The organism is Acetivibrio cellulolyticus CD2 (genome assembly GCF_000179595.2).
In the GTDB taxonomy this organism is placed as follows: Bacteria; Bacillota; Clostridia; order Acetivibrionales; family Acetivibrionaceae; genus Acetivibrio; species Acetivibrio cellulolyticus.
Map to the genome: position 1 here is coordinate 203,232 of NZ_JH556658.1, position 14,558 is coordinate 217,789.

Genomic DNA, 14,558 nt, shown 5'->3' on the forward strand with positions numbered 1-14,558 from the left:
TATATTGATAACAATGTTATTACATAAGCTACGGAACTGTTGTATACACTTTATCATTTGACGAGCTTAAGGTAACACCTTTAGCGCTGAACAATTGACTTAGTGTTACAAATGTATAACCCTGGTTTTGAAGTGTAGGAATTATTATGTCCAAAGCTTCAGGAGTAGGATGTGGCGATGGTTGAACATCGTGTAACAGAATTATTGCACCATCTTTTGCTCCTTGTATAGCATAATTCGCTCTTTGCTCAGCAGTGGTTGAGGACTGCCAGTCAAAACATAAAACACCCTGTATAAATGTTAAATCACAAGCATTATATAGAGTTTGGCTATATGCCAGATTTGGTGCACGAAAGAACTTAGGTGTTTGCCCTGAATACTTTTGAATAGCTGTAGTAGTATTATTAAGAGAAGTTTTAATGTCTGCATCAGACATGGTATCCATACTTGAATAAGCCCATGAATGATTTCCGATTTCATGCCCTGAACTTACAATTCTATCAATAACAGATTTTGTAGAATCATTAACGTTTTGCCCAACCATCATGAAGGTGGCAGGAACCTTATATTTGTCCAGCTTGTCAAGTACAAGAGGAGTTAGTGAAGTGTTTGGACCATCGTCAAAAGTAAGAGCAATAAGCTTTTTACCTGCTAATGAAGTAGTTGACGTTGGTGCGGTTGTATGTATGGGTGTGGGTGTCTGTGTGGGTGCTTGAGTTGGTAGGGTGCCTAAACTGCTTGTTTTGCCCATAAGATACATTCTTATAGCAGCAAAATCGAGAGAATCGAATTTACCATTTTTATCTATGTCTCCTTGTTGAGGCAGGGAACTTATCATCCCAAGTAAATACTGTCTGAAGATGGCAAAATCTATTGAATCAACTTTTCCATTTTCATCAATATCACCAAGAAGTACTGTAGAAATAGGGGGAGTAGTTGGAGCACTTCCTGTTCCAAATGAGAATGAATCAATATTGACAGGTCCATTAAAGCAAAGGTATAGGTCTTGTATACTTGAAGCGCCGCTAACGGTAGTAGATAATTCATCGTAAGTGTTCCAAGCGCCGGTTGATGGTACAGTTAATGAACCTATAAGAGTACCGCTTGAGCTGCCAAGTCTTAATTGAATAGTTGTATCAGTAGTGTTACCATTTGCAACTTTTGCCTTAAAAGAGCCTGCGCCGCTGCCAAAATTAATTTTATTAAATACAAGGGAGTTACCCTTTTCTATATAGCCTATACCGGTACCGATATTTTTCAAAGTTGAAGAATTGGCACTGTTATAATCCTCAGCTTCTATTGTAGTAAAAGCGCTTTTCTCAGTTGCAGGGATTGTAGTAGTTGGTATTGCAGTTGTCGGTGTTGTATTCGGAGTGCTCCCGATATTAATTGACATACTAGTTACATTAGCTTTCCCACTACTTTGATATCCCTCTACCACAAGCGAGACTTCATACATTTTCCCCATTGTCATCCCCATATTCTCCCACGCTTTAAAGTGGTCGCTTACAGATATGGTTCCGCTCGTGCGTTTCGATGTTCGAACACTCCAATACTGTTGAAAAGTTGCATTGCCCTTAATTGAAGGTTGATTGGTTCGTGTGGTCTCATATACGTCATATGTACCACCATCAACGGTAATGGTACCCTTTGATGTTGCTCCTGGTGGCCTCCAGTTGCCCCAACTCTCTACGATGTAATATTCTACAAGTGGGCTACTGGTCCACCCATAGACAGCCAAATATGAATTTCCTGATGGCTCGTAGTTGCAAGAGTAATCCATTGATATGTTTCCAAGTTCCTGATGTGTCTTGGTTTCATCGAATTTCTTGCCTGTACGGAATAACGCATTATTGATATTGCTCCATTCGCAGTTGAACTTGCCGCCACCATTGAGAGTCATACTTGTGGTACCGGAATCCTTCCACAGTTCAAAGTTGTAATCGTCAATGGTGCCAGTTTGATTTGAGGTGATAGTTGTTGCACCTTGTACATTTACTGCAAAGAATGAAAACAAGATGGTAAAACTTAATAGAATCGAAAAGTTTACCACTGTTTTTTGTTTCATTTTGCATACCCCCTTCTTTTTTATTTGTATTAAGTGAACAAAACATTTTGCCATTCACTGTAAAATACGAAAAAGTGAATTTTTTTGGTCGGGTATTTTAAAAAAACAGATTTTTCGCGGGGCTAGTTGTTCTGCTTTGCTATATTGTTTGTGCTTTGGATATGGAATAAAATTGGTGGCATTTTGATGTTCAATAATGCTATAATATTTTGTGAGAATACATGGAAATACTATATTGTTTAAGGAAGTTTGATATGAATATATTTCCATTTCGACACATAATGTCACAAATATTTTAAACCAAAATTATGGAGGAACGATATGAAATTTTTTGACAAATCAAAATTCTTTATTGCAGGTGTTGTTACAACGCTCTTAGTAACTACAACGATAACGGCATATACTTCAACATTAAAGAAAACTATTACAGTTGATTACAATGATATCAAGATCAACATTGACGGAAAACTAATCCAGCCTGTAGATGGATATGGAAAAAGAGTTGATCCATTTATTTATGAAGGGACAACTTATTTGCCAGTAAGGGCTGTTAGTCAGGCTCTTGGAAAAAGTGTAACATGGGATGGAAATACCAAGACTGTAAAAATATCATCCGGCCAAATTGCAAAGACTAATGCAACATTAAGTATGTGGATTATGCCAAATTCTGCATACCCCGAAAATGATTTAATGGAAATTGCCAAACCTTATTTGGGCAATAATTCTAATATTGAACTAAATGTTACTTTAGTGGACTGGGGAAGTGCATGGACAAAAATAACAGCAGCAGCAACATCAGGTGATGCACCGGATATTACACAGCTTGGGAATACATGGGTAGGAGCGATTTCTTATATGGGAGCCTTGGCTGATCTTACAGGAAAAATAAATGAGGATGAATTTCTTCCTCAAACACTTAAATATTCTAAAATGGCTGGAAGCTCAAAAGTGACTTCTGTGCCTTGGTTTGCAGAAACAAGAGCTTTGTTTTATCGTAAAGATGCATGTCAAAAGGTAGGAGTTGACCCTAAAAAAGATTTTGCTACATGGGATTCGTTTAAAGCAGCACTAAAAAAACTGAATAATGTCGAAATAAATGGCAAGAAATTGCCTGCTCTCGGTATGGCCGGCAAAAATGACTGGAATGTTGTACATAACTTTGCTCCATGGATTTTTAGTGCGGGCGGGAGTTTTTTAAATTCAAATAATACCAAAGGATTACTTAATAGCCAGGAAGTATTCAAGGGTGTTAAATTTTATTCTGAGTTGGCATATGAAGGATTGATTGATTGGGCTGCACTTGATACGAATACAGCAGATATTGAAACGGCATTTGCAAATGGTAAATATGCAACTTCTATCATAGGTCCATGGAATATTCAAACATTAGAAGATAACAAAATAAATAATGGTAATAAACTTGTTGATAATGTTGGAGTTGCATTGTTTCCGGCAGGACCTAATGGTAGAAAAGTATTTTTAGGCGGATCAACACTTTCGGTTTTTGAAAGTTCAAAAAACAAAACTGAAGCTATAAGACTTATTAATTTCCTTACAAGTAAACAGGCACAAATTGATTACTGTAAAAAGACAGGAAACCTTCCGGTTGTGAAAGAAGCATATGAAGATACTTGGATAACAGGAAATAGCATGAGAAAGGTTTTTAAGGATCAAATGAGTTATGCTGTTGCTTATCCAACTATACCCTATTGGGGTCCAGTAGAAATATATGCGCAAGAAGGACTAAGCAAAGTTTGGGATAATGTTTTAGGAGTTAATGGCAAGTATGACCCAAATAAAACTATGAATGCTCTAAAGGAAGCAAATGAACGTATAAACGTAGTATTAGACTCATATTAGTATTTTCAGTATGCGTAAGTATTTTATCGGAAAAATACAACACTAATAATGAGTTTATACTTTATACCTAGAATTTGGTATGATATACTATTTATTATTGTGAAAATTCGACGGTTAATTGTGATTGTGTTAGTATAATTCACAAAAGTAAAAAATAGGGGGTACAAAATGGATTTCTTTGGCAAAGCAAAAATCTTTATTGCAGGTGCAATTTCGGCAACTTTAATAACTACTACGATAACAGCTTATACTTCGACAATGAGGAAAAATATCACAGTTGATTATAGCAATATTAAGATTAATATTGACGGAGAGCAAATTGAGCCTAAGGATGGAAATGGCAATAGTGTTGAGCCGTTTATTTATGATGGAACTACATACCTGCCTGTAAGAGCTGTTAGTGAGTCACTCGGGAAATATGTTGATTGGGATGGTGATTCGAAAACTGTGTATATTTCATCAGTTCCGACTAAAATTAATAGAAATGAAAAAGAGCTTAATATGTGGGTTATGTACAATTCAGCATGGCCTGATGCAGATTTATTAGAAGTTGCTAAACCATATTTAGCAGCTAATCCTGATGTAGGATTGAATCTTACTGTTATAGATTGGGGGAGTGCATGGACTAAACTAACAGCTGCAGCAGTATCAGGGGAAGGACCGGATATAACTCAGATTGGGACTACCTGGGTTGGAGCAATTTCTTACATGGATGTTTTGACAGACTTTTCAGGAAGAATAAAGGAAGATGACTTCCTACCTCAGACATTGAGTACAGCCAGAATGGAAGGAAGCACACAAATGACTGCTGTACCTTGGTTTGTTGAAACAAGAGCATTGTTTTATAGAAAAGATGCATGTGAAAAGGCTGGAGTCGACCCGGCAAAGGATTTTGAAACATGGGACTCTTTCAAGGCGGCACTTAAAAAATTAAACAATGTCGTGATAGACGGTAAAAAATTATCCTCTCTTGGTATGCCTGGGAAAAATGACTGGAATGTTGTACACAACTTTGCACCATGGGTTTATGGTGCAGGAGGCAGTTTCTTAAATTCGGACTATAGCAAGTCAACTCTTAGCAGCCAGGAAACTTACGAAGGTATTAAGTTTTATTCTGAGTTGGCCACTGAAGGTTTAATGGACATGAGCGCACTTGAAAAGAATACATCAGATGTTGAAATGGAATTTGCAAATGGTGAATATGCAACTTCTATTATAGGGCCATGGAATATAAGTACTCTTGAAGATAATAAAAAGAAATTTGAAGTTAACCCTGCTGAAGGAAGTGACCTTATAGATAAAGTTGGAGTTGCAATGCTTCCAGCTGGACCTAAAGAAAGATGTGGATTTTTGGGAGGAAGTAATTTATCGGTTTTTAAGAGTTCAAAGTATCAGGCAGAAGCTATCGGTTTTGTCAAATACCTTACAGGAACAAAAGCACAAATTGATTATTGTAAAAAAACAGGAAACCTTCCGACAGTTAAAGCAGCATATGAAGATCCATGGATAACAGAAAATAGTATGAGAAAAGTATTTAAACAACAAATGAGTTATACAAAGGCTTACCCTTCTTTACCTGAATGGGGACCAATAGAAACCTATATACAACAGGGTTTAAGTAAAGTTTGGGATAACGTTACGGAATACAATGGGAATTATAGCGAAGAAAGAACCATGAAAGTATTAAAGGAGACTGATGAAACAATAAACATATTATTAAGTCAACCTTATGGTGATGCTGATATAGGAATTGATTATGATGATAGTGTAGAAATTGATAATGATAATTTACGCTGACGATACTAATGTGATATTTGTTGGTGCAAAGCATAAGTTTTAAAGTTGACTGAATGGATTAATAGAATAAATATATTTGGCATTTAGTGTTATAGATAATTAGACCACTAAGTGCGAAACTTTTCTATAAACCAGCGATAAAGAAAACTATGCAAAACTGATTATTTAAATTTTTTAAGGGGATAAAGAATATGAATGAAGCAAGTTCAAAGTTTGTAGACAATCTAGCCATTGATAAATTATTAAATGAAAAGTTGAAAAAGGTTAATCATTCGCCTAAGCATTCCTTGTTTGTTCCGGCAGAAGGCCTTTTCACAAAAAAAACGAACAGTCTGAATTTTGGTAGAGTAAATTATATTAAAAACAGTAGTACCAATAAGAAGATTGAAATACCGTCGTTTGAAACTTCAACATATTATCATGAGAATAACATGATACATCTTTATTATCATCCGGCACAAAATGCAAGATATAATATTTTATTTGTTCATGGGCTGTTTGATGACAATATGCTAAACTATGGTTATTTATTTAAACTACTTAATGATTTGAGGGTTAATGTTTATTTCATGACAATGCCTTATCACTTCGAAAGAAAACCAAAAGCAAGTTTATTTAGCGGAGAATATTTTTTCAGCGGAGATATTTTTAGAACACAAAATGCTTTTAAGCAAGCGGTATTAGATATTGAGGCATCCTTTCAATTTATAGAAAAAGAAAATGACCTTCCGAATATTTTGGTGGGATTTAGCATGGGTGGTTGCGTATCTTTACGAAATTATATTTTAAATAAACAGAAAACACCAACGTTTTTAATCAATCCGGTTACAGATTTATGTGAGGTGTTATGGGACTCACCTTTGTTTGTCACAATTGGAAGTGATCTTATAAATTCAGGCTTTGATATGAAGAAGTGTGAAAATATTTTTCTTGAAATGGATCCAAGTAAGAATCTGGATAGTAATTTTAGCAATAGTAGAATAGCAATGGTTTATTCAAAGTTTGATCAGGTTATCGACGAAAAGAAGTATAAAAGATTTATTGACATGGCAGGCATAAAGAATGCCTTTGCTTATCATTCAGGACATCTGAATGTTTTGAGAGTACCTAAACTGGCTAAAGACATATACGATTTTGCTGAAGCATTATCTATTCAATAAGTTTTTGTAGCGCAAAAAATAAAAGAAATAAACAAGTTGATTTTGGGGGCGGATTCGCCCCTCTTTAAATTTAACAATAAAATGAGAACACATAAAAACGAATATTAATATGGTTATGAGTTTGCTTACTTAAGAACATTTACGGTTATAGTTTTACTGCTTGTTGAACCAAATTCATTTCTAAGCTCCCACCTGTAAGTGTATGTTCCTGGAACAGTTGCTTTAAATGTAACTCTCCTCGCTTGAGGACGGGGGGTTTTATCTACAAGATCAAACTTTGTATATTCTTTGCCGTTTTGGTATAAAATCAGTGAGGTTCCATTGTTACCACTCTTTAAATAAAAATGTATAGTGTATTGATTACCTACATGAACCTTGTAAAAATCCGAGCTTATACGGACTTCGCCAGGAACGCTGCTTGCTTTTTTTGTGACAGTAGTTGGGATTGGGGAAACTTTAGTAGATTTTACAGGTGTAGCAACTGCATTTGTATTAATAGGTCTGGTAGCAGGTACAATACTATCAGAGGGTTCGAGTACAAGTATTGCAGATGTTTTTGTTGGTGTGCTGTCCACAGAAGGAGTAGATGTAATTTCGGGTTCAACAGTATTTATAGCTTCTGCAATCAAATTATCAGATGTATTTTTTTGTGTGTCTGTAGCATTTTTGTTATAACTTGGTACGGGAGTGACCTCAGTATTGTAAGCGGCTACTGGCTTATCGTTATTAATAACCAGCATACATCCCTGATATATTGCATAAAAGATTATTATACTGGTCACTGCGCAAGCTGCCACTATATATTTCATATTCGCATTCTTTTTTTGTATCCTATAACTTCCAAATTTGATTTGTTCACCAACTTTGCTGGTTTTACTGAGTTTAATGGTTAGAAATTCACCCTGAAGTGTAAAAAGAATTGCTTGATCATTGTTAACTTCAAGTATAACTCCAATATTTTCACTATAGTCATTTCTTAAGTTTACATTTTTTAAATAACTGCATAACAGCTTAAGATTATTCTTTAGAATCAAGGTGAGAGCTATAATGTATTTTTTATGTTTATAAAAGATTCGTTTATCTACCTTTATACTATCAGTAAAGTCTTCTAAAGAGAGAGTCTTATCTTTAGCAACTTTTTGGAAGAGATCATTATCATTATATAACTTCCTGGCGATTCTTACACATATTCCAATATTTTGCTTTTCATCAGGAGACAAATTAGGTAATTCGCCAAGTTTTATTCCATACTCCCATAGATTCATTTTGAATTGTGATATATCCTTTGTGGATTCATAATTACAATAAAGGTAATATTTCTCTTCATCAATCTGGTCCAGAGTGTGATTAGTGTTTCCTTCTCTTATATAACTTAGCACCCATTCCTTTATGATTTGTTCTGAAAATAAGAGAAAATCCTTATCTTTATCAGGATTAAACAAATCAATTGAATGATCAAAAGCATCCAATCCAATATCAAATTCAGGACTGTTTTTAGGAACTGTAGACTTGCCTAAAGAATGTGAAATTGTTTCTAAAATAAAACCTTTATGCCTATCTGTAAAATCCTTTCTTGCAATAGCATCACCTTGTTTTATCCTATCAATAGAATCTAAATATTCATTTCTGACAACCTTTTTTGTTCCAGGGAACTTTAAAAGATCACGTTTAGTAACCTTTTTATTTTTAACAAATTCTAAAAGTTCCTCTCTGGAAAACTTCATTGTCTTAAAAAACTCTAAAATTTTCATGATAATCGGCTCCCCAATAAGCAAAGTAAAATTAATTAAGAATATAAAACTTTACAGCTAATTATATCAGATTTTATTATGAAATAGAAATATATTTGTTTTTATTGCTTGAAAATCAAAGTCATGCAATTAATAGATACAAAAATGGAGAATTTGTGAATCTAAAGAATAATTGACTCTAAAAAAATAAATTATTAATATTGAAATTTTGGATAATTTTGTGTAGACTTAGAGGTTGAAAATGGATTTTTGAGGTGATTTGATGTATAGTAAGTTTGACAGCAAATTAGTTAAAAGCTTTAAATCTAATTTGCCTACGTTAGCGTATTTGATTAGTTTTGCTATTTTAATAATTCTTACGGCCAGGGAATGCAAAGTTTTCAATCTGTTTATTATTTTGATTACTATTTTTTCTGCTTTGATGCTTGCAGCTAAGTTTTTAACAAATAATTGGTATATAAAGCGTTTATTAAGTGTAGTGGCTTTTGTTGTATATATCGCAATTGTTAAAACGAATTCAATGGAGTATATTTTTAAATTTATAACAAACAAGTGGAGTTTTATAGTGATCGTATATGTTCTACTTTTAGATGATTGGATTATTCCGCTTATTGTAGGATTGTATCCAGCATTAAGGCTTGCCTTATTGATTCCAGAAGTGATTGAAGGAAACAGCAAATATGCATTGGCACAAGTAATCGGAAATGTAAATGGACAATTGGCATACACTGTTTCTACTGTAATTATATACCGGATGTTTTCAAAGCTGATTGTTGAGAGAAATCGATATCGTAATTTGAGTATTAATGATTCGCTCACGGGAATGGTGAATTTTTCTCATACAATAGAAATGGCTAAGAAAATGCTTCAAAAAGGCAATATTTCAATTCTATTGACTGATATGGACAGGTTTAAACAGGTGAATGAAACATATGGGCATATTGCTGGTAATAAGGTGTTAATTGAAGTAGCAAAACTTTTGAAAAAGGAAGTAGAGGGGTTTGAAAGCATTATTGGAAGACTTGGTGGAGATGAATTCATTATAGTATTAAGAAATGATGGAAGTCAGGAAATTTTGAATTTGGGAAAAAGGCTTCAGGAAATTATGGCGGATAAGGTTTTTGTTATAGACCCTGAAATAGACCCTATAAGTCTTTCATTCTCTGTTGGCCAGGCCAATTCAACATCAATGGAGGATGATGTCGAAAAGCTCCTTAATAAAGCAGATATTAACATGTATTATAACAAGTATAAAAACCACAGGTTAAATATTTTTATAAATAAAGATACTCCAAAACTTTGCAAGGAAGGGTATGAACTTTTAAATGTCCTTGCAGAAAAGGATATGTACACTTATGTACATTCTGGATATACTGCTCAATATGCAGCTGCGCTTGCCAGAGAACTGGGGTATTCGGAAGATAAGGTAAACTCACTTTATACTGCCGGATGGCTTCATGATATAGGGAAAGTACTGATTTCAAATGATATAGTAAGAAAGTGCGGTTCATTAACAGATGAGGAATATATTTTTATTAAGAATCATGTTAATTATGGAATCAGTATTTTGAATGACTTGGAGCTTTCTAAAGAAACACTTAATTGTGTTCAATATCATCATGAATTTTGGGATGGTTCAGGCTATCCGCAAGGGCTTGAGGGAGAAAATATTCCTCCCGAAGCGAGAATTTTGCAAATTGCCGATTCTTATTCTGCAATGATAATTAAAAGAGTATACAGAAAGACATTTACACCAGAGGAAGCTCTTGAAGAAATAACCAAAAATAAAGGTAAACAGTTTGATCCGGAGTATGTTAATGTATTTGAAGGTTTTATTAAAAGCAGTATGGGCATGGAACTTGCCTAAGAACTGCAAATTCACTTTAGGCCTCTTTTTTGAGTTGTTTTTTGGGAGGGAAAATATTATGAAAAGCCATGTAAAGTCGGCGATGGTTCTTTTTGGTGCACTGTTTATAATATATTTTCAGCAAATGTTAGTTGTTGCTGCACCTCATAATGGAGAGGTCTATTCATTAAAACAGCCTGACAACTCTTATGTACAGGTTAAAGTATATGGTGATGAGTTTTATCAGAGAATTGAAAGCATTGATGGTTATACTTTGGTGCGTGACTCGGATACAAACTGGATATGCTATGCGGAGGTTAACAAAGGTCAGAATGATTTTGTTTCCACAGGGATTAAATATTCAAAAGATGAAAATAAAGAACAGCAGGTAGAAGTAAAAAGAAAACTAACAAAAGGTCAAAAACTTAATAGAAAAGTAATTGAAAATAAGGCTGATAAAGCTAAAAGAATATTTTTTTCACAAGGTTTCTCTCAGCAAAACAATATAAGTTTATGCTCGGAAAATAATTTATTGCAGGTTCAACAGACAGAAGAAGGTACAAAAATTCTAGGATTAACTCTTCTAATTAAATTTTCTGATAAGGACACTGATATAGCCAAGCAAAATGTTTCTGATATGATAAATAAAGTTGGCTATGATGGTTATGGCAATAATGGATCAGTAAGAGATTATTTTTATGATGTTTCAGGTGGAGAAGTTATCTATAATAATTATGTTACAGACTTTTATGTTGCAAAAAAACCGAAGTCATATTACGAGGATACCGATATAGAAGTAGGGGTGAGGGCAAATGAGTTAATTCAAGAAGCATTGCAGGATCTTGAGTCAAAAGGGTTTGATTTTTCTATACTATCTACAAATAGTAATAAAATAGTCCTGGCTCTTAATGTATTATATGCAGGCAGCCCTGATACGGGATGGGGAAAAGGGCTCTGGCCGCATTCTGGATGCTTGGACGAAACCTTTACTGCTGATGACGTAAAGATATCAGCTTACCAGATAGCTCCATTAGAGAAAAGTCTCAATATTACCACATATATTCATGAAAATGGGCATATGCTTTTTGGATGGCCGGATTTGTATGATTATGATTCTGATTCAAAAGGAGCGGGTTTATATTCTGTGATGTCTTATTCATATGGTGCAAATCCTGTACCACCAGATCCTTATTTAAGAAGCATATGTTGTGGATGGGGGAAAGTAACGACGCTGAATGATTTACCGGATAAAACTACAGTTTCTGTAAAGGCAGGGTCGTTAGAAGTGTTCAAATTTGATGGACCTAATCCGGAAGAGTATTTTTTGATTGAGAACATTAGTAAAACCGGAAGATGGGCTAAGATTCCCGATGAGGGGTTAATTATATGGCACATTGATGAGAATGGAAGTAATAATTGGCAGGATATGACCTATGAAAAACATTATATGGTTTCTGTTGAACAGGCAGATGGAGAATTTGATTTAGAGGGGAATATTAATTACGGAGATAGTAGTGATTTGTTTGATGGTTCTAACTATACTGCCTTTAATGATACAACAAGCCCGAGTTCTAAATTGTGGGATGGACAGTCATCAGGATTGAACATAACCAATATAAGTATTGCGGGAGATACTATGACATTTACAATTAATAACTCCAATAGTTCGAAAACAACAGCTACAGCAACGCCTACACCAATACCTACAGCAACGCCTACACCAATACCTACACCAACACAAGATTTATCCCCAACACCTACAATAATCATAGGCGATGTAAATGGTGATAATTCAGTTAATTCCTTGGATTTTGCTTATACAAGGATGTATCTGCTAGGTATAAGCAGTGCTTTTCCAAGTAAAAATGGGATAATAGCGGCTGATGTTAATGCTGATAGCTCAATCAATTCAATTGATTTTGCCTATATTAGACAGTATTTACTTGGTTATATAGATAAATTTCCAGCTATTCCTTAGTTTGCAACTGCTTTTCAGTTAGAAAGTTCCAATATCTTGCGGGCAAATTGCGTTTTTGAAGTTTGGGATTTATCCTCTCTTTGATACATATATTTGTAAAGTAGTTTTTCCAAAGATCCTCATAATTATCGTTGCTTTCAGAATCAGATAGCTGAGATTCGTTGGCAAGGTCTATAAAGATACAATCATTTTTATCAAACACTGCAGCATAGTTTCTTTTTATATCGTGAATTATCCAGTTCTGGTCTGAAAATCTCCTGGTAAAATGGCCTGATATCAAAGTCGTAATATTATGATCAGGAGTGTATTGAGCATAATAGACATTGTTTTCAAGCTGTTTGAATCTCAAAATACCAAGTATCAGATGGCTTTCACGCGTTACTTTTCTTGCGGCGGAATGGACAGGCAAAACTCTGTCATCAGAAAGATGAAGGTCTACTTGTCGGCCTTCCTTATATCCAAGCCTGATATAATTAAGAATTTGAACCTCAATATCGTTTAACTCTGATAAATAGGCATGATAGACATTTTTTAAGGCCTGGTAAGAGATTTTTTCGCGAATACTGTTGTAAACCTTCGATGCCTTTTCAGCATCAGTAGTAATATGTACATTAGTATCCAGCAAACTCTGCTGAATGCATGTTGATGAAAAAATGTGGGCAGGTATTTCGTGTCTGTAATATGCTTCATATATTGCTGTAAGAAGACCTTCAAATGTGCTGTCATAAAAGTAATTGATCATTATAGCTCACCTGCCAAACTCATGAATTTATCCTCAGGGGTTGGTATCTCGACCAGATTGGAAAACATGGAGATTTGCTCCCAGTTATCCTGAGATAATTTACTTTTATCTGTGAGAGCCTGCCTTATATGAAATTCGTTTAAGGCTATATTACTAAAGTATTTGCCTTTGCAGGTTATAAAGAATCTTGCGCGTTTTAACACTATACCTAGTTTTTTTAAATCATCAAAATCCAGCAGTTTGACTCTTCTTGCCGCAATGATTTTCTGAGCGGAGCGAACACCTACACCTGGAATTCTAAGAAGCATTTCATAGTCAGCCTTATTAATGTCTACAGGAAACAGGTGAATATTCCTAAGAGCCCAGCTCGATTTTGGATCCAATTCTGTATCGAAATCCGGATATTTTTCATCAAGTAATTCACTGCTGTTAAACCCATAGAATCTTAACAGCCAGTCTGCCTGGTATAGGCGGTGTTCTCTCAAAAGAGGCGGTTTGCTTATGAGAGGTAGTTTGGGGTTGGTTGAAACTGGTACATAAGCAGAATAATATACTCTTTTAAGCTTATATCCCTTATAAAGGCTTTCTGAAAGCCGCAAAATCTTGAGATCATGGTCAGGAGTAGCTCCTACAATTAACTGTGTACTTTGACCGGCAGGAACAAAGTTTGAGGAAGACTTAAAAAACTTTCTATTATCTTTTGTTTCAATTATTTTAGAATTTACGAAACCCATAGGCTTTAAAATTGTTTCTCGGGTTTTCTGTGGCGCCAGAAGCTGCAATCCTTTATTTGAGGGTAATTCAATATTTAAGCTCATACGGTCTACCAGTCTGCCAGAGGCTTCAATAAGGCTAAGATCTGCACCTGGAATTGCCTTGAGATGAATATAGCCATTGAAATTATATTCCTCACGTAATAATCTAACTGATTCATAGAGCTGTTCCATTGTATAATTAGGGCTCTTAATTATTGAGGAACTTAAAAAAAGTCCTTCTATGTAATTTCTTCTGTAGAAATTTATAGTTAAACCAGCTACTTCATGAGGGGTAAAAGTAGCTCTGGGAATGTCGTTGGAAAGTCTGTTAACGCAGTAAGCACAGTCGTATATGCAACTGTTGGTTTGCAGGATTTTTAGCAGAGATATACATCTTCCATCATCTGACCAGCTGTGACATATACCACACGCTGAACCGTTACCCAGTCCACCTTTTGTATTTTTTCTAGAGCTGCCGCTTGAAGAGCAGGAAACATCATACTTTGCAGCTGCCGAGAGTATTTCAAGTTTTTTTTGTAGCTCCATTTGTTGTACCTCCAGGGTTTTAATAAGAAAATTCTACCACAATTGCATGTAAAAA

Annotated in this window: 9 protein-coding genes; 5 read left to right on the forward strand and 4 right to left on the reverse strand. The window is 34.9% G+C overall.

Features of this window, described 5'->3' with window-relative positions; translation table 11 throughout:
- Positions 1-28: 28 nt before the first annotated feature.
- Complete coding sequence (locus ACECE_RS0216735) at positions 29-2,068, reverse strand: glycoside hydrolase family 11 protein (RefSeq protein ID WP_010249331.1); 2,040 nt, start codon at positions 2,066-2,068, stop codon at positions 29-31.
- A gap of 321 nt (positions 2,069-2,389) precedes the next feature.
- On the opposite strand from ACECE_RS0216735, the gene ACECE_RS0216740 reads away from it, so the two are divergent.
- The 3 genes from ACECE_RS0216740 to ACECE_RS0216750 all read left to right on the forward strand — a co-directional run bounded on the left by ACECE_RS0216740 (position 2,390) and on the right by ACECE_RS0216750 (position 6,885).
- The gene (locus ACECE_RS0216740) at positions 2,390-3,928 is read left to right on the forward strand and encodes an extracellular solute-binding protein (RefSeq protein WP_010249333.1); all 1,539 of its coding nucleotides are present in this window, start codon (positions 2,390-2,392) and stop codon (positions 3,926-3,928) included.
- Between the two features lie 168 nt (positions 3,929-4,096).
- The gene (locus ACECE_RS27860; RefSeq protein WP_010249335.1) at positions 4,097-5,725 is read left to right on the forward strand and encodes an extracellular solute-binding protein; all 1,629 of its coding nucleotides are present in this window, start codon (positions 4,097-4,099) and stop codon (positions 5,723-5,725) included.
- A 191-nt stretch (positions 5,726-5,916) separates the two neighbouring features.
- Complete coding sequence (locus ACECE_RS0216750) at positions 5,917-6,885, forward strand: alpha/beta hydrolase (RefSeq protein ID WP_010249337.1); 969 nt, start codon at positions 5,917-5,919, stop codon at positions 6,883-6,885.
- A gap of 125 nt (positions 6,886-7,010) precedes the next feature.
- On the opposite strand, the gene ACECE_RS0216755 is transcribed toward ACECE_RS0216750, so the two are convergent.
- Positions 7,011-8,636 carry an anti-sigma factor domain-containing protein gene (locus ACECE_RS0216755; RefSeq protein WP_010249338.1) on the reverse strand — a complete coding sequence of 542 codons (1,626 nt, stop codon included), beginning with the start codon at positions 8,634-8,636 and terminating at the stop codon, positions 7,011-7,013.
- A gap of 262 nt (positions 8,637-8,898) precedes the next feature.
- Here ACECE_RS0216755 and ACECE_RS0216760 point away from each other — a divergent pair, with 262 nt between their 5' ends.
- Complete coding sequence (locus ACECE_RS0216760; RefSeq protein ID WP_010249339.1) at positions 8,899-10,503, forward strand: bifunctional diguanylate cyclase/phosphohydrolase; 1,605 nt, start codon at positions 8,899-8,901, stop codon at positions 10,501-10,503.
- Positions 10,504-10,561: 58 nt separating this feature from the next.
- Entirely contained in the window at positions 10,562-12,460 is a 1,899-nt protein-coding gene (locus ACECE_RS27865; protein ID WP_162862568.1) for a M6 family metalloprotease domain-containing protein, read from the forward strand.
- Here ACECE_RS27865 and ACECE_RS0216770 read toward each other — a convergent pair.
- Both ACECE_RS0216770 and ACECE_RS0216775 read right to left on the reverse strand, forming a co-directional pair.
- Positions 12,450-13,202 (reverse strand): TIGR03915 family putative DNA repair protein, encoded by a 753-nt coding sequence (locus ACECE_RS0216770; protein ID WP_010249343.1) that lies wholly within the window; start codon positions 13,200-13,202, stop codon positions 12,450-12,452. The genes ACECE_RS27865 and ACECE_RS0216770 overlap by 11 nt on opposite strands.
- Positions 13,202-14,503 (reverse strand): putative DNA modification/repair radical SAM protein, encoded by a 1,302-nt coding sequence (locus ACECE_RS0216775; RefSeq protein ID WP_010249345.1) that lies wholly within the window; start codon positions 14,501-14,503, stop codon positions 13,202-13,204. Before ACECE_RS0216775 ends, ACECE_RS0216770 begins: the two co-directional genes overlap by 1 nt.
- Positions 14,504-14,558: the final 55 nt, after the last annotated feature.

What these genes read in the sequence shown, in the direction of transcription:
- ACECE_RS27865 (WP_162862568.1), top strand. Translation starts at nt 10,562, where the DNA reads ATGAAAAGCCATGTAAAGTCGGCGATGGTTCTTTTTGGTGCACTGTTT.
- ACECE_RS0216775 (WP_010249345.1), bottom strand. Translation starts at nt 14,503, where the DNA reads ATGGAGCTACAAAAAAAACTTGAAATACTCTCGGCAGCTGCAAAGTAT.
- ACECE_RS0216755 (WP_010249338.1), bottom strand. Translation starts at nt 8,636, where the DNA reads ATGAAAATTTTAGAGTTTTTTAAGACAATGAAGTTTTCCAGAGAGGAA.
- ACECE_RS0216770 (WP_010249343.1), bottom strand. Translation starts at nt 13,202, where the DNA reads ATGATCAATTACTTTTATGACAGCACATTTGAAGGTCTTCTTACAGCA.
- ACECE_RS0216760 (WP_010249339.1), top strand. Translation starts at nt 8,899, where the DNA reads ATGTATAGTAAGTTTGACAGCAAATTAGTTAAAAGCTTTAAATCTAAT.
- ACECE_RS27860 (WP_010249335.1), top strand. Translation starts at nt 4,097, where the DNA reads ATGGATTTCTTTGGCAAAGCAAAAATCTTTATTGCAGGTGCAATTTCG.
- ACECE_RS0216750 (WP_010249337.1), top strand. Translation starts at nt 5,917, where the DNA reads ATGAATGAAGCAAGTTCAAAGTTTGTAGACAATCTAGCCATTGATAAA.
- ACECE_RS0216735 (WP_010249331.1), bottom strand. Translation starts at nt 2,068, where the DNA reads ATGAAACAAAAAACAGTGGTAAACTTTTCGATTCTATTAAGTTTTACC.
- ACECE_RS0216740 (WP_010249333.1), top strand. Translation starts at nt 2,390, where the DNA reads ATGAAATTTTTTGACAAATCAAAATTCTTTATTGCAGGTGTTGTTACA.